This window comes from Rhizobium sp. LCM 4573 (genome assembly GCF_001854865.1).
GTDB lineage: Bacteria > Pseudomonadota > Alphaproteobacteria > Rhizobiales > Rhizobiaceae > Neorhizobium.
The window spans coordinates 343440-357711 of the sequence record NZ_MDDW01000028.1 but is presented as its reverse complement, the minus strand read 5'-3'; the positions used below and the strand labels follow the sequence as shown (position 1 = coordinate 357711).

Annotated in this window: 14 protein-coding genes and 1 tRNA gene; 9 read left to right on the top strand and 6 right to left on the bottom strand. The window is 61.6% G+C overall.

Features of this window, described 5'->3' with window-relative positions:
- The first annotated feature begins 113 nt into the window (after window positions 1-113).
- The 3 genes from LCM4573_RS23720 to LCM4573_RS23710 all read left to right on the top strand — a co-directional run bounded on the left by LCM4573_RS23720 (window position 114) and on the right by LCM4573_RS23710 (window position 3565).
- On the top strand, window positions 114-500 hold the full coding sequence (locus LCM4573_RS23720; RefSeq protein WP_407071764.1) for a PilZ domain-containing protein: 387 nt from the start codon (window positions 114-116) through the stop codon (window positions 498-500).
- Between the two features lie 126 nt (window positions 501-626).
- Window positions 627-2615 (top strand): bifunctional 2',3'-cyclic-nucleotide 2'-phosphodiesterase/3'-nucleotidase, encoded by a 1989-nt coding sequence (locus LCM4573_RS23715; protein ID WP_071008936.1) that lies wholly within the window; start codon window positions 627-629, stop codon window positions 2613-2615.
- Window positions 2616-2728: 113 nt separating this feature from the next.
- Window positions 2729-3565 (top strand): PhzF family phenazine biosynthesis protein, encoded by an 837-nt coding sequence (locus LCM4573_RS23710; protein ID WP_071008934.1) that lies wholly within the window; start codon window positions 2729-2731, stop codon window positions 3563-3565.
- A gap of 10 nt (window positions 3566-3575) precedes the next feature.
- Here the strand turns inward: LCM4573_RS23710 and LCM4573_RS23705 are convergent, their stop codons facing one another.
- Window positions 3576-4139, bottom strand: a complete 564-nt coding sequence (locus LCM4573_RS23705; RefSeq protein WP_071008932.1) for a DUF2087 domain-containing protein — start codon at window positions 4137-4139, stop codon at window positions 3576-3578.
- A gap of 210 nt (window positions 4140-4349) precedes the next feature.
- Window positions 4350-5318, bottom strand: coding sequence for a LysR family transcriptional regulator (locus tag LCM4573_RS23700; RefSeq protein WP_071009222.1), 969 nt, complete (start codon window positions 5316-5318; stop codon window positions 4350-4352).
- Between the two features lie 140 nt (window positions 5319-5458).
- On the opposite strand from LCM4573_RS23700, the gene LCM4573_RS23695 reads away from it, so the two are divergent.
- On the top strand, window positions 5459-6076 hold the full coding sequence (locus LCM4573_RS23695; protein WP_071008930.1) for an FMN-dependent NADH-azoreductase: 618 nt from the start codon (window positions 5459-5461) through the stop codon (window positions 6074-6076).
- An 81-nt stretch (window positions 6077-6157) separates the two neighbouring features.
- On the opposite strand, the gene LCM4573_RS23690 is transcribed toward LCM4573_RS23695, so the two are convergent.
- Window positions 6158-6481 (bottom strand): HlyU family transcriptional regulator, encoded by a 324-nt coding sequence (locus LCM4573_RS23690; RefSeq protein ID WP_071008928.1) that lies wholly within the window; start codon window positions 6479-6481, stop codon window positions 6158-6160.
- Window positions 6482-6590: 109 nt separating this feature from the next.
- On the opposite strand from LCM4573_RS23690, the gene LCM4573_RS23685 reads away from it, so the two are divergent.
- A complete protein-coding gene (locus LCM4573_RS23685) occupies window positions 6591-7610 on the top strand; it encodes a glycerophosphodiester phosphodiesterase family protein (RefSeq protein ID WP_071009221.1) in 1020 nt (339 codons plus the stop codon).
- Window positions 7611-7614: 4 nt separating this feature from the next.
- Here LCM4573_RS23685 and ilvA read toward each other — a convergent pair whose 3' ends face one another.
- Window positions 7615-8865 carry a threonine ammonia-lyase gene (gene ilvA / locus LCM4573_RS23680; protein WP_071009220.1) on the bottom strand — a complete coding sequence of 417 codons (1251 nt, stop codon included), beginning with the start codon at window positions 8863-8865 and terminating at the stop codon, window positions 7615-7617.
- Window positions 8866-8976: 111 nt separating this feature from the next.
- Here ilvA and LCM4573_RS23675 point away from each other — a divergent pair, with 111 nt between their 5' ends.
- Entirely contained in the window at window positions 8977-10437 is a 1461-nt protein-coding gene (locus LCM4573_RS23675; protein ID WP_071008926.1) for a TrkH family potassium uptake protein, read from the top strand.
- 112 nt (window positions 10438-10549) lie between these two features.
- Window positions 10550-10634: transfer RNA gene (locus LCM4573_RS23670), tRNA-Leu, on the top strand.
- A 629-nt stretch (window positions 10635-11263) separates the two neighbouring features.
- On the opposite strand, the gene wrbA is transcribed toward LCM4573_RS23670, so the two are convergent.
- A complete protein-coding gene (gene wrbA, locus LCM4573_RS23665; protein WP_071008924.1) occupies window positions 11264-11863 on the bottom strand; it encodes an NAD(P)H:quinone oxidoreductase in 600 nt (199 codons plus the stop codon).
- Window positions 11864-12097: 234 nt separating this feature from the next.
- Here wrbA and LCM4573_RS23660 point away from each other — a divergent pair, with 234 nt between their 5' ends.
- Window positions 12098-12871 (top strand): competence/damage-inducible protein A, encoded by a 774-nt coding sequence (locus LCM4573_RS23660; protein WP_071009219.1) that lies wholly within the window; start codon window positions 12098-12100, stop codon window positions 12869-12871.
- A gap of 134 nt (window positions 12872-13005) precedes the next feature.
- Window positions 13006-13848 (top strand): universal stress protein, encoded by an 843-nt coding sequence (locus tag LCM4573_RS23655; protein WP_071008923.1) that lies wholly within the window; start codon window positions 13006-13008, stop codon window positions 13846-13848.
- A 54-nt stretch (window positions 13849-13902) separates the two neighbouring features.
- On the opposite strand, the gene LCM4573_RS23650 is transcribed toward LCM4573_RS23655, so the two are convergent.
- Complete coding sequence (locus tag LCM4573_RS23650) at window positions 13903-14253, bottom strand: DUF2200 domain-containing protein (RefSeq protein ID WP_071008921.1); 351 nt, start codon at window positions 14251-14253, stop codon at window positions 13903-13905.
- Between the last annotated feature and the right edge of the window lie 19 nt (window positions 14254-14272).

The window sequence follows — 14272 nt, the reverse complement described above, 5'->3', positions numbered from 1 at the left end:
TTCCATGCGTCGGACGCTGCGGGAAGTTTGTCAAACGAGCGAGAAGGCAACGCGAAGATTTAGCTAGCGCGACCGCTCGATTTTTAATCTTTCCCAAAAGGGGAGTTCAAGAAATGCCTGCTACTTATCGCTGCAAGGCAACACAACCCCGGATGCTCGTCATGGAAAACGCCAATTTCGACATGAAGACCCGACGTGCTGAGCGCAGCAGAACCCGCATCTTCGGCACCATCCGTTATTTCAACCAGGCCACGCAGGGGCGCGTCATCGATCTTTCCGAGACGGGGATGGCTCTCGAACTCCACGGCCCCTTCCATGCCGCAGGCGGCAGCCGCGTGCGCATCGAGAGCGAGGAACTCGGCATTCTCGAAGGCACCGTCAAATGGTGCCGCGGCAGCCGGGTGGGCGTGCAGTTCAACCTCAATAGCAATGCGCTGGCCCAGGTCTCCTCCTATTTCCGCTTCTTCCACCAGGAAGTGAAGCCTGTTCTGACGCGGTAAATCCGAGCGGACGGAGGCAATCTCCGGCCCCTCCCCGACCGACAATCATCCCCTGTCATTTTGGTGATGCAAGCGTGTGCGATTGCGCCTAATCTGCCGGCGAAAACGATCCAGAGGGAGATCACAATGTCGTCGTTCACCGCCCTTCACCCGATCACCCGCCGCTCTCTGCTCGGCGGGGTCGCGGCCACCTCGGCACTCGTGATGTTGCATCCGTTCGCCGCACGCGCGCAAGGCAACCAGGCGCATCTGCGCATCATGGAAACGACCGACATCCACGTCCACGTCTTCCCCTACGACTATTACGGCGACAAGCCGAACGACACGATGGGGCTTGCCCGCACGGCTTCCATTATCGATTCGATCCGGGCCGAGGCCGGCAACGCAATGCTGATCGACAATGGCGACTTCCTGCAGGGCAATCCGATGGGCGATTACATCGCCTATGAGCGCGGCATGAAGGAGGGCGACAAGCACCCCGTCATCACCGCCATGAACGTGCTCGGCTACGATGTCGGAACGCTCGGAAACCACGAGTTCAACTACGGCCTGGACTTCATGTTCAAGGTGCTAGCCGGCGCCGGCTTCCCCTATGTTTGTGCGAATCTTACCAAAGGCATGCTGGCTTCCGATCCCAAACAGGATGAACTTTTCTTCAAACCTTATGTCATCATCGAGAAGCAGATCCGTGACGGCTCCGGCGCGACAAGCCCGATCAAGGTGGGCTTCATCGGCTTCGTGCCGCCGCAGATCATGACATGGGATGCCAAGAACCTCGAAGGCAAGGCGCAGACCCGCGATATCGTGGATGCCGCCAAGGCCTGGGTGCCGGTGATGAAGGAAGAAGGTGCCGATATCGTTATCGCGCTCTCCCATTCCGGCATCGACGGCACCGGGCTGAGCGAGCGCATGGAAAACGCCTCGCTCTATCTCGCCGGCGTCGAAGGTATCGACGCGGTCTTCACCGGGCACCAGCATCTCGTCTTCCCCGGCCCGAAGGATTTCGACGGCATTACCGGGGCGGATGCCAAGAAGGGCACGCTGATGGGCAAGCCCGCCGTCATGGCGGGCTTCTGGGGCTCGCATATGGGGCTCATCGACCTGCTGCTCGAAAAGGACGGCAATAGCTGGAAGATCATCGATTCTACCTCCGAGGCGCGGCCGATCTACCACCGCGACGAAAACCGCAAGATCGTTGCGGACGTTGCCGACAAGCCGGAGGTCACGGCGGCGGCAAAGGCAGAGCATGAGGCGACGCTTGCCTATGTACGCCGGCCGGTCGGCAAGACATCCGCGCCGCTCTATTCCTATTTCGCGCTGGTGGCCGACGATCCTTCGGTGCAGATCGTCTCCAACGCGCAGACCTGGTACATCAAGGACATGTTGAAGGACGGCCAATACAAGGACTACCCGGTCCTTTCGGCCGCAGCCCCCTTCAAGGCCGGCGGGCGCGGCGGCGCCGAATATTATACGGATGTTCCGACGGGCGACATCGCGATCAAGAACGTCGCAGACCTCTATCTCTACCCGAACACGGTGCAGGCGGTGCTCGTCACCGGCGAGCAGGTGAAGAACTGGCTGGAAATGTCGGCAGGCATGTTCAACCAGGTGAAGGCAGGATCGAAGGATGCACCGCTCTTGAACGGCGATTTCCCTTCCTACAATTACGACGTCATCGACGGTGTCACCTACCAGATCGATCTTTCGCAGCCGGTGCGTTTCGACAAGGACGGCAAGCTCGTCAACGCTGACGCCCACCGCATCGTCGATCTCAAATTCGATGGCAAGCCGATCGATCCGGCGCAGAAGTTCGTGGTGGCGACCAACAACTACCGCGCCGGCGGCGGCGGCAAGTTCCCTGAGATCGCGGCCGACAAGCTGATCTTCGTGGCGCCGGACACCAATCGCGACGTGATCGTGCGCTACATTGTCGAACAGGGCGAGATCAATCCGTCGGCGGACGCCAACTGGTCGTTCAAGCCCCTGCCCGGCACGACTGCGGTGTTCGAGACCGGACCGAAGGGCCGTCAATATGCGGCTGAGGTGAAGGGCGCGAAGATCGAGGATGCCGGCGACGGCGAAAACGGTTTCGCCAAGTTCCGCCTGGTGCTGTGACCTCCACTGACGTCATCCTCGGGCTCGTCCCGAGGATCAGTCATAAGAAGCCGTAGTAGATCCTCGGCACACCCTCGGGTTTAACCCGAGGGCGAGGATGACGGAATGCACGGATGACAATTTTCCCTTTCCAGCAAGTCGACGTATTCTCCAGCGAGCCCATGCGGGGCAATCCGCTCGCGGTCGTCGTGGGTGCGGATTCGCTTGATGATGCCCAGATGCAGGCCTTCGCCAACTGGACCAATCTCAGCGAGACGACGTTCCTGCTGCAGCCAACAAGCCCAGAGGCGCACTACCGCCTCCGCATCTTCACGCCGACCCAGGAACTGCCCTTTGCGGGCCACCCCACGCTGGGCAGCGCGCATGTCTGGCTGAGCCAGGCAGCAAACGCACCTCAAGGCGAGATCGTACAGGAATGCGGCGCCGGTCTTGTTCGCATCCGCCGCGATGGCAGCCGGCTTGCCTTCGCGGCTCCGCCGCTCAAGCGCAGCGGTCCGGTCGATCCTGTCCTGATCGAGCGGATCGCCAAGGGGATCAATCTGCCCACATCGATGATCCAGGCATCCAACTGGGTCGAGAACGGACCGGACTGGATCGGCGTTCTCCTGCCAACGCGGGCGGATGTGCTTTCCGTCAAGCCGGATTATTCGGTGCTTGCGGGGACGCGTGTAGGCCTCGTCGGCCCGTTTGACCCGCGACTGGATGGCGAGGGCGCACAGTTCGAGGTGCGCGCCTTCACCCGCAACGGCTACGAGGACCCGGTAACGGGGAGCCTCAATGCCGGGCTTGCCCAGTGGCTCATCGGCTCCGGTGTTGCGCCGGACCGCTACATCGCAGCGCAAGGCACTGTGCTTGGCCGCGCCGGCCGGGTACATGTCGACAAAATCGGCGACGACATTTGGGTGGGCGGAGAGGTCACCACCTGCATCCGGGGCACGGTCGATCTCTGACCGTCGCCTGCTAGACGACTTCCGCCGCCTTCGCCGCGACCCGCCGAAGCAGCAATCCGAGTTCCGGCGGCTGCTTCTTTTTATCGATGCGCCGATAGTCGCTGCCGTCGCGCTTGCGCGTGACAAGGCCGAGATCGAAGAGATCGCGGCGCAGCAGCGCGGCATCGCCGAACAGGTGCAGCGTGTTCAGGAATTCGCTGATTTCACGCTCGCTGAAAATGCGCCCCGACGGAATCTTGGACCAGAGGAACCAGAGGCAGAGCTCCTGCTGCGATCGTTTGGTCGGCCAGCGGGTTATGCGGCCTTCCCGATCGAAGACGCGAAGCGTTTTCAGCACGCGCGCCTCGTCGGGCGCCGGCGGGGCCTCCGACGTCACGTTCCACTCCTGCAGAACTTCGGCTGTCTTTCTGGTCGCGCGAAAATGCTGGAAATTGCGGAAACCCGCGGCGCGTGTCAGCAGATTGAGCGTTTCCACATGGCTCGGCTTGCGCTCGAGCTTGTCGATCTCATTGCGAATGGATTTGGCGAAGGCCGAAAGGTCGGCGATCTCCATGGAAAAGATGGATCTCGGCATGTCTTATCCTCGAACGTGCCGTTCCTTGGAAAAGGTGTCTGTGGTCGCCGGCTTCCGACTTCGGCACGGGATAAGTGCTGATCATCTTCAATGGAGCATGGCAGGTTTAGCTTCCCTTTCGGGACGGCGACGCCTCGGTGAACTGCAGACCGTGGCGCGCTTATAGCAAGGGGAAGCAGGCCGGTCAAATCGAGACCAAGCGGCCGATGCCTATTCGGCCGCAACCGGCATATCTTTCGCGGCGTTGCTCTCCAGCATCGCCGTGAAATCGGCATGGTTGGGACATGCCGAAAGCTTTTTGCGGAAGGCATCAACCAGCCAGCTTGCCGCCGGCCCGGGCGGATTGGAGGCTCTGCGAAGCGCATAGAGCGGATATTCGCCCTGTTCGTAGGCGTCGAGCTTCAAGGCAACAAGCTTGCCTTTCAGGATATCCTTCCGAACAAGCGAAGCCGGCAGCCCGCCCCAACCGAGACCGCCCCTTATGAGCTGGTGCTTGGTGGCGATGTCGCTAACGCGCCAGGTTTTATAGGAAAGCACGTTGAAATCGCGCCCGGTCGTCAAGCCGGATGCATCCGTCACGACGAGCTGCACTTCCTCGCGCACGTCGGCAAGCGTCAATGGCCGCTCGATCCGCCCGAGAGGGTGATCGGCCGCGGCCACCGGCAACATGAAGGAATGGCCGATCTTTTCCGCAGTAACGGAATCGTCCTGCTTCAACAGCGCGCCGCCGATACCCACATCGGCCTTGCCGTCGATCACCATCCCCATCACCATGCCGAGCTCGCCGACATTGAGATTGAGCGAAACGGCGGGAAATTTTTCGCGGAAGCCGCGGAGCGTCGCAACCACCGCTTCCGACGGCACCATGATGCTGATGGCCAGAGAGACCTGCGCCTCCAGACCCTGCTTGATGCTCTTGGCGCGGGCGCGCATGACCTGAAGGTCGGCGACGATGCGGCGCGCATCCGTCAACATGGCCTTGCCGGCTTCCGTCAGCTTCGGCTGGCGCGCGCCGCCGCGCTCGAACAGCGGCACTTCCAGCTGCGCCTCGAGATTGGAAATGGTATAGCTCACCACCGATTGCGCGCGGTTGAGCTGGCGCGAGGCGGCGGAGAAGCTGCCGGTTTCGGCAACGGCCAGGAATACCTGCAGCTGGTCGAGGGTTGGATTGGCATCCATCGGCTTCATCCAAATTATCGATAAAAGACTTCGATATTATCCCAGTTTTATCGATAGCAGTCCACACCTATCTTCCTGATCGAAGCAACGGTGCATCGCCTCGTTCACCACTCCCAAGACTTCAGGCAAGGAAGAAGAACATGTCCTCCATTCTGCTCGTCACCTCCAGTCCGCGCGGCGACGAATCGCTTTCCAGCAAGGTGGCGATCGATCTCGCCAACACGCTCAGCGCCAAAGGCAATGGTACCTCCGTTGTCCATCGCGACCTCGGCGCCAACCCGATACCGCATCTCGATACGGTGACCACATCGGCCATCCGCAAGCCGGCGGAAGCTCGCAACGCGGAGGAAGCCGCAGCCGCCGAATATTCCGACAAGCTTGTGGACGAACTCATGGCGGCCGATACGGTCGTCATCGCCACCGGCCTCATCAACTTCAACATCTACTCCACGCTGAAAAGCTGGATCGACAACGTGGCCCGCGCCGGCCTCACCTTCCGCTACACCGAAAACGGCCCGATCGGCCTCGCCTCCGGCAAGAAGGTCTATGTCGTTCTCTCCGCAGGCGGCGTCTATTCGGAAGGCCCTGCAGCCGGCATGAACCACGCCGTGCCCTATCTCAAGACGGTGCTCGGTTTCATGGGCATGACCGATATCGAAGTCATCTATGTCGAAGGCGTGGCCTTCGGTCCGGAAGCGGCCGAGAAGGCGATCGCCGCCGCACAGGCCCGCTCGGAAGAGCTCGCACTGGCCGCCTAACCACTTCCCTGCCCCGCCCAAGCCAATGACGGCCCTGGACCTCGTCCCGGCCGTTATTGCATTTGAGAACTGTAAGCTTGTTTAAGCGGAGCGGGATTTTTCGCCGTCGGCAAACAGCGAAACGCCGTTCTGGTCGATGATCTGCTGGGCCTTGCGAACCGTGAACTCGACCGCGTCGTCCATGGAGGTGAAAACGTCGGCACGAACGAAGTTCCTGACGAGCACCTCGCCGTTTACTTCCTTCTCGATGCGGCCCGCCAGGCGGAACTGGTTGCCTTCGCGGATCGGCGTCGCATGGATAGTGCAATCGCCATAAGCCTGCGGCTCGGCGGAGGAGGTTGCGGAAGCGGCATCCTTGGAGCCACCCGAGAACATCGACAGGATATTGGACAGGAATGAAGCCATGGCGGCTGCCTACCACATTCCGGGCCATGCCGGAAGTGTACAGTTCCCGGAAAAGTCGCAATCGTATCCGACGAAGTCTCATCTTTTTGAGAATCGATTCGGAGCTTTCATGAAGTGGAAAGTCATCCTTGCAGTGCCTGCCGTCGCCGCGCTTGCGCTCTGGGCTGGCAATACCTCACTCTTCTCGCGGTTTCCGGAAGACGAGCCGCTCAGACTGATCGCCCATCGCGGCCAGCACCAGCTCTTCGACCGCACCGATCTCGCGAGCGACACTTGCACGGCAAATCGCATGCTGCCGCCGACGCACGGTTTCCTTGAAAACACCATTCCCTCCATGCGCGCCGCTTTCGACGCCGGGGCGGACGTGGTGGAGCTGGATGTGCATCTGACGCCGGACAAGCAATTCGCCGTCTTCCACGACTGGACGCTCGACTGCCGGACCAACGGCACCGGCGTGACCGAGGAAACGCCGATGACCGATCTGAAGGCGCTGGACATCGGCTACGGCTATACGGCCGACGGTGGCGCGACCTTCCCCTTCCGCGGCCAGGGCGTCGGCCTGATGCCGACGCTGCCGGAGGTTTTCCGGGCGCTTCCCGAAGGGCGCTTCCTCGTCAACTTCAAGAGCCGCCGCACGGAAGAGGGTGAAGCGCTCGCCGCCATGCTTTCCGCCGAGCCCGCATTCCGGCAGGCGGTCTTCGGCGTCTATGGCGGCGGCGAGCCGACCGAAAGGACGGTTGCGCTCGTCGAAAACATGCCGGGCTTTTCCAACCGCAGCGCCAAATCCTGCCTCGTCAACTATCTCGCGCTCGGCTGGAGCGGCCATGTGCCGGAAGACTGCCGCAACACGCTTGTGGCCGTGCCCGCCAATTACGCCTTCCTTCTCTGGGGATGGCCGGAGCGGTTCTATGCGCGCATGCAGGCGGCCGGTTCCGACGTCATACTGATGGGGCCGTACGAGGCGGGCGATGCGGGCACTTCCGGCATAGACGATGCGGAAAGCTGGAACCTGGTGCCGGCCGGCTTTCCCGGCCTCGTCTGGACGAACCGGATCGAGGCCGCGCGTCCCGAGGTCGAACGCCGAGGCTTCTGCTCGCGTGCCGCAGCGCCGGCGATCTGCCGGCGCTGATACTTCAGATGATGAAGCTTGCGAGGAGGTCGTTCTCGGTGATGTCCTCATAGCCCATGCCAGCGGCCTCGAGACGCTCAATCAGGGCGGAGAAATTCTCCGGTCGCGACGTTTCGATGCCGATCAGGATGGACCCGAAGTTCCGCGCCGACTTTTTCAGGTATTCGAAGCGGGAGATATCATCCTCCGGACCAAGCAGATTGAGGAAATCGCGCAGCGCGCCGGGGCGCTGCGGCATGCGGAGGATAAAGTATTTCTTCACGCCCGCATAACGCATGGCGCGTTCCTTGACGTCCGGCAGGCGTTCGAAATCGAAATTGCCGCCCGAAACGACACAGATAACCGTCTTGCCCTTGAGCCGTTCCGCCCCGAGCGCCTCCAGCGCCGTGATGGAGAGCGCACCCGCCGGTTCCAACACTACGCCTTCCACGTTCAGCATCTCGCCGATCGTCACGCAGATGGCGTTTTCCGGAAGAAGCAGAACCTGATTCGGTGAAAATTCCTTGAGCGCTTCGAAATTGAGATCACCGATCCGCGCCACCGCCGCGCCGTCGACGAAATTGTCGACCTTGGCAAGCGTCACCGGCTCCTTCGCCTCCAGGCTCTTCTTCAGGCTCGGTGCTCCCGCCGGCTCGGTGAAGACGAAACCTTCCGGAGCGACGACGTCCTTCAGATAGCCAGTCATGCCTGAGGAAAGCCCTCCTCCCCCGACCGGCATGACGACGAGATCGGGCACCGTGCCTTCCGAGAGCTGATCGAGAACTTCGGCGGCGACGGTCGCCTGGCCCTCGATGATGTCGAGATCGTCGAAGGGCGGCACCATGAGGCCGGCAACTTCTTCCACATGCGCGCGCGCCGCCGCATAGCACTGGTCGAAAATATCGCCGACGAGACGGATGGTGATGAACTCGCCGCCGAAGATGCGCGTCTTGTCGATCTTCTGCTGCGGCGTGGTCACCGGCATGAAGACGACGCCCGGCACCTGGAAATGCCGGCAGACGAAGGCGAAACCCTGGGCGTGGTTGCCCGCCGAGGCGCAAACGAAGGTCTTGCCCGAGGCTCCGGCGGCGATCACCTTGCGGAAGAAGTTGAAGGCGCCGCGTATCTTGTAGGAGCGCACCGGCGAAAGGTCTTCGCGCTTCAGCCATATTTCCGCGCCGTAGCGGCGGCTGAGGTGTTCGTTCAACTGCAGAGGCGTTTCCGGGAATATCTCCCGCAGCGCCGTCCTCGCTTCATCCACATCCGATCTGTTCACGGTCATCGGTCCATTGAAATCCTGAGATGCTCCCGCTATGCCATAGGCAACCGGGAGAGACAAAGTTTCTTTCCACGGCGACGGCATCGGCACGAAACGCGGAATCTCTTCTTGAACGGCAGTCTTCTCCGGCCCACCGTCTATATCGCGGCCCTTTGCGGTCTCTATCTTTCCATCGCCATGTTCCTGCCGGCGATGTTCGATCTCTATTACGGCCACGACGATTGGCAGGTCTTCGCGCTTTCCGGCCTGATGGTCGGCGGGTTTTCGGCGGCCGCGGCGCTCGCGACGCGCGGACCGCCTCCGGTCTTCAACAAACGCTTCGGCTTCCTGCTGGTCAACGTGCTGTGGCTGGTCTTCTCCATCGTCGGGGCCATTCCCCTCTATCTCGCGGAATACAAGACGACCTTCGCGCAGGCGCTGTTCGAATCGGTCTCCGGCATCACCACGACCGGCTCCACCGTGATCGTGGGGCTCGACAACCTGCCGCCAGGCATCCTTTTGTGGCGTTCGCTGCTCACCTGGCTCGGCGGCATCGGCATCGTCGGCCTCGGTCTTTTCATCCTGCCGTTTCTGCGGGTCGGCGGCATGTCGATCTTCAAGCTCGAATCATCCGAAACTTCGAACGAGAAGCCTTTCGCGCGGCTTGCGAGCTTCACCCGCGCCTTCCTCGCGGTCTATGTGCTCCTGACGATCTCCTGCGCGGTCGCCTACGACTTTGCCGGGATGAGCCGCTTCGACGCGCTGAACCATGCCATGTCGACAGTGGCGACGGCAGGATTTTCGACGCATGACGCTTCGTTCGGCTATTTCAAGGACAACAGCGCGATCCTGGTCATCGGCACGATCTTCCTGGCGATCTGCAGCCTGCCGTTCTCGGTCATCATCCTTCTCGCGGTGCGCGGCAGGCTGGACACGCTGCGCGATCCGCAGATCGTTGTCTTCCTCGGATACCTCGTCGCCATTTCGGTGGCCGTCGGTGTCTATCACCACCTCAAGAATGGCGTGGAGTTGGATGACGCCCTCATTCATGCGTTCTTCAACATCACTTCCATTCTCTCTACCGGCGGCTTCTCCAGCGACGATTATACGCTTTGGGGACCGTTCGCGGTGCTCGCCGCCTTCTTCGCAACGTTCATGGGAGGCTGCTCGGGCTCGACTGCCGGCGGCATCAAGGCGTACCGATTCGTCATCATCTTCAACGTGGTGCGGGCCGGGCTTGCCAAGCTGATTTACCCCAATGCGGTTCATATCGTGCGCTACGGCAACCTGACGGTGGACGCGGAAACCCAACGCGGCGTCTTCCTTTTCGTCAGCCTCTATCTCTTCCTGTGGGTGGCGGGCAGCGTCGCCATGGCGGCACTCGGCTACGATATCCTCACGTCGATGTCGGGCGTCATCACCGCGCTTTCGAATGTCGGCCCCGGCATCGGTCCGATCATCGGTCCGGTCGGCAATTTCTCGACCATCAGCGATCCGGCGCTCTACCTGCTTTCGTTGATGATGCTGCTCGGGCGCCTCGAAATCCTCACCGTGCTCGTACTGCTCACCCCGATCTTCTGGCGGCATTGAGGCAGGTCGCGATTTCTCAGATTCGCTTCCTGCCGGACCGGCTTGCCGAACACCTTTCCTGACCCGCAGCCCTTCCCTTTCGCATTCCGCCAAGATATTGAAATTTCGCCTCGCGGACGTGGCGAAACTGGTAGACGCAAGAGACTTAAAATCTCTCGACTTCGGTCATGCGGGTTCGATCCCCGCCGTCCGCACCAGCCTTGCCGTGCGAGCAGGACACCCCCTTCTACCGCAGTCCCATTTGTGAGCAGCCCGAGGCTTCCGCGATTCGGCAAGCGTCTCGCACTCTCGTTTTGGCATCGGCTTCCGCCCACGCGGCTTTGGCAAAGAGCATATCTGTCCCACAATGGCACATAGCTGTGGAAATTTACCGTTCGTTCACCACGTCCGTTGACGCCTCTGGAACCAAATGGGCCGCCGCTACAACCTTCTCTTGCTGCGGGCTGCTGCTCCCCTCCGGCGTGGCCGCGGCATGGGCTGGCGCGGGGATATTTTTGATCCCGAGACGCCGGCCCGCTTCAATTCCCGCCGGGCACCCGCAAGCTTCGCGCAAGCCTCGCCAACAATAAGCGCCCTCTAAATTAGGCGGGCGATGGTTTGCCGAGCATCATGAGGATCCCGAATGCAGTATGATTGGACAGGCGTCAGAACGACGAGGATCAAACGGCTGAAGATCGCAGCCTTCTGCGTGTCGCTGACGGCGCTCGCCACCGTTCCGGCCTGGACATTTCTCTCCTGAGCCTCCCATTTCAGCTGAGTCCATCACGACAAGAGGGCGCGGCAACTCATGTGCCGCGCCCTTTTTGATTCGAGTGGGATGAAAGATTCAGGCGGCGAGCTTGCCGGCGATCTTCGCCACATGCGCGCCCTGATACCGCGCCGCTTCCAGTTCCACATCGGAGGGCTGGCGGGAACCGTCGCTGCCGGTGATCGTGCTCGCACCATAAGGCGAGCCGCCCTTGATCTCATCCAGGCCCGACTGGCCGGCAAAGGAGTAAGGCAGGCCGACAACGACCAGCCCCTGATGGAGCAGCGTCGGGATGAAGGTCAGGATGGTCGATTCCTGGCCGCCATGCTGGGTCGCGGACGAGGTGAAGACGGAGCCGACCTTGCCCACCAGCGCGCCCTTGGCCCAGAGGCCGCCGGTCTGATCCCAGAAATTGCGCATCTGCGAGGCGACGGTACCGAAACGGGTGCCGGCGCCGACGATGATCGCGTCGTAATTCGCCAGCTCGTCGACGGTGGCGATCGGCGCCTGCTGGTCGAGCTTGTAATGGGAAGCCTTGGCGACATCTTCCGGAACGAGTTCGGGAACGCGCTTGACGTCCACCTCTGCGCCCGCCGACCTGGCGCCTTCCGCCATGGCATAGGCCATCTTCTCGATATGACCGTAGGCGGAATAATAAAGAACCAGAACCTTTGCCATCACATGTCTCCGTTTTGTGTGGAATGCGTATTCGGTATCTCGATAAAAGATGTAGCAAGTTCGCTGAATGCGGACAGCCTTGGCTCGCTCAACGCACCGTTCGATTTTTGACAACGCTTCCCAAGCGGCGGTCACAAAATCATGACAGCCGGGCAATCTTGCCGTCTGGTGAAGGAAACCACTTCTGCGCCCGGCGATTTCGGCGTAGAGCATCATCCGACCACGGAGGACGCCATGCCCGATACGACTATCGTCACCGCCGCGATGCTTGCCATCGGCGACGAACTTCTTTCCGGCCGCACCAAGGACAAGAATATCGGCCACCTCGCCGATGTGCTGACGCTTTCCGGCATCGACCTGAAGGAAGTGCGGATCGTTCCGGACGAGGAAGAGGCGATCGTCGAAGCATTGAACGCGCTGCGCGGCCGGTACGATTACGTCTTCACGTCCGGCGGCATCGGCCCGACCCATGACGACATCACGGCGGATGCGGTTTCCAAGGCTTTCGGCGTTCCCTGCATTCACGACCCAGAGGCCATGCGCCTGCTCGCCGAGATGTACAGGCGCCGCGAAATGGAATTCACCGAGGCACGCCAGCGCATGGCGCGCATGCCGGAAGGCGCCCGGCACATTCCGAACCCAGTTTCGACCGCTCCCGGTTTCGCGATCGGCAATGTCCATGTGATGGCCGGTGTGCCGCAGGTCTTCCAGGCGATGATCGACAACGTGCTGCCAACGCTGAAATCGGGCGCCAAGATGCTGAGCCGCGCCCTTCCCTGCCCCTATGGCGAAGGCGATATCGGCACGCCGCTTACAGCCGTACAGAAGGCTCATCCACTGACGAATATCGGCTCCTACCCCAAATATGACGGACAGCGCTTCTCGACGGAGATCGTCGTGCGCGCCCGCGACCAGGAGGCGCTGGATGCCGCCGCCAATGCCGTGGCGGACATGATTGCAGGCATAAAGGCCAGCAAGGCGCGCACCAATCCAACCGCGGACGCCTGAGCAGCACCCTGCGACAACATCAGCATCTTCTTCATCGTGGCTGATGCTTGACCGGGGCCGCGGGCGGCCCCACGTTATCTCTCAGACACCGGTTTCGTCCTTCCGGAAAAACCTGTCGCTGAGGAGATACCGCCATGGCTTACAAGACCATTCTCGCTGTTCTCGACACCCCCCGCAATGCGCGCCAGATCACCGATTTCGCTGTCGCGCTCGCCGACCAGTTTTCCGGGCATCTGATCGGCGTCCACGCCGAGACGCTGGCCGCCGTGCCGCTGATCGCACCCATGGAAATCCCCGATCCGGCGGCGGTCCAGGCGCTGCAGGAGGCGGCCCACCGAGAAACCGCCGAAGTCGAGCGCATCTTCAAGGAACGTGCCGGTCACGACGGCGTCTCCATGGAATGGCGCAGCTTCCTCTCCTCGGCCGGCTACGGCGCTCATACCGTGATGGAAACGGCGCGTGCGGTCGACCTGATCGTCGCCAGCCAGAGCGATCCCGCCCATTCCTCCGACAATCGCGCCGATCTCGAAACCTTCCTGTTCGAAAGCGGCCGGCCCATGCTGCTGGTGCCCTATACCATGAAACAGCCGGCGCCGATCCGCCGGGTTCTAGTCGCCTGGAACGGTTCGCGCGAGGCCGCGCGCGCCGCCTTCGATGCCCTGCCGCTCCTCAAGGAGGCGGAAAGCGTCGAGGTCTTCTGCGTGGACCCGCCCGAAAGAGGCGACCAGATGCGCGACATGATGGGCGTGGAACTCGCCGCCGCGCTATCCCGTCACGGCGTCAACGTGACGCTGACCACGCAGGACACCGGCGGACTTTCGGCCTCCGCGGCGATCGAGAACCGGCTTTCGGAGGGATGCGTCGACCTTCTCGTGATGGGCGCCTACGGCCATTCGCGCTGGTGGGAGATGCTGTTCGGCGGCGTCACGCGCAGCCTGCTCGATTCGATGACGGCGCTCTCGCTCCTTTCGCGCTGACGCCTTCACGCAGCCCGCGCACCGAGCTTTGGGCGGGCTCCGAAGCGTGCCCGGCTATTTTCGAAGGATCTTTTCCATCGCCTTTCCCTTCGCGAGCTCGTCGATCAGTTTGTCCAGATAGCGGATTTCCCGCATGGTGGGCTCTTCAATTTCCTCCACCCGGATGCCGCACACCACGCCCGTAATCAACGATCGCGAGGGATTCATTTCAGGCGCCTGCGCGAAGAAGTCCTCGAGGCTGGTGTTCCTCGCAAGCTGATCGTCCAGAGTTTCCTGGCTGTGGCCCGTCAGCCAACGGATGATTTCATCGACCTCCGCCTTCGTGCGCCCCCTCTTCTCCGCCTTGGCGATATAATGGGGATAGACGCTCGCGATGCCGACCGAATAGATGCGATGCTTTGTCATGCGATCCCCCAGGCATCCA

What these genes read in the sequence shown, in the direction of transcription:
- LCM4573_RS23720 (WP_407071764.1), top strand. Translation starts at nt 114, where the DNA reads ATGCCTGCTACTTATCGCTGCAAGGCAACACAACCCCGGATGCTCGTC.
- LCM4573_RS23715 (WP_071008936.1), top strand. Translation starts at nt 627, where the DNA reads ATGTCGTCGTTCACCGCCCTTCACCCGATCACCCGCCGCTCTCTGCTC.
- LCM4573_RS23710 (WP_071008934.1), top strand. Translation starts at nt 2,729, where the DNA reads ATGACAATTTTCCCTTTCCAGCAAGTCGACGTATTCTCCAGCGAGCCC.
- LCM4573_RS23705 (WP_071008932.1), bottom strand. Translation starts at nt 4,139, where the DNA reads ATGCCGAGATCCATCTTTTCCATGGAGATCGCCGACCTTTCGGCCTTC.
- LCM4573_RS23700 (WP_071009222.1), bottom strand. Translation starts at nt 5,318, where the DNA reads ATGGATGCCAATCCAACCCTCGACCAGCTGCAGGTATTCCTGGCCGTT.
- LCM4573_RS23695 (WP_071008930.1), top strand. Translation starts at nt 5,459, where the DNA reads ATGTCCTCCATTCTGCTCGTCACCTCCAGTCCGCGCGGCGACGAATCG.
- LCM4573_RS23690 (WP_071008928.1), bottom strand. Translation starts at nt 6,481, where the DNA reads ATGGCTTCATTCCTGTCCAATATCCTGTCGATGTTCTCGGGTGGCTCC.
- LCM4573_RS23685 (WP_071009221.1), top strand. Translation starts at nt 6,591, where the DNA reads ATGAAGTGGAAAGTCATCCTTGCAGTGCCTGCCGTCGCCGCGCTTGCG.
- wrbA (WP_071008924.1), bottom strand. Translation starts at nt 11,863, where the DNA reads ATGGCAAAGGTTCTGGTTCTTTATTATTCCGCCTACGGTCATATCGAG.
- LCM4573_RS23660 (WP_071009219.1), top strand. Translation starts at nt 12,098, where the DNA reads ATGCCCGATACGACTATCGTCACCGCCGCGATGCTTGCCATCGGCGAC.
- LCM4573_RS23655 (WP_071008923.1), top strand. Translation starts at nt 13,006, where the DNA reads ATGGCTTACAAGACCATTCTCGCTGTTCTCGACACCCCCCGCAATGCG.
- LCM4573_RS23650 (WP_071008921.1), bottom strand. Translation starts at nt 14,253, where the DNA reads ATGACAAAGCATCGCATCTATTCGGTCGGCATCGCGAGCGTCTATCCC.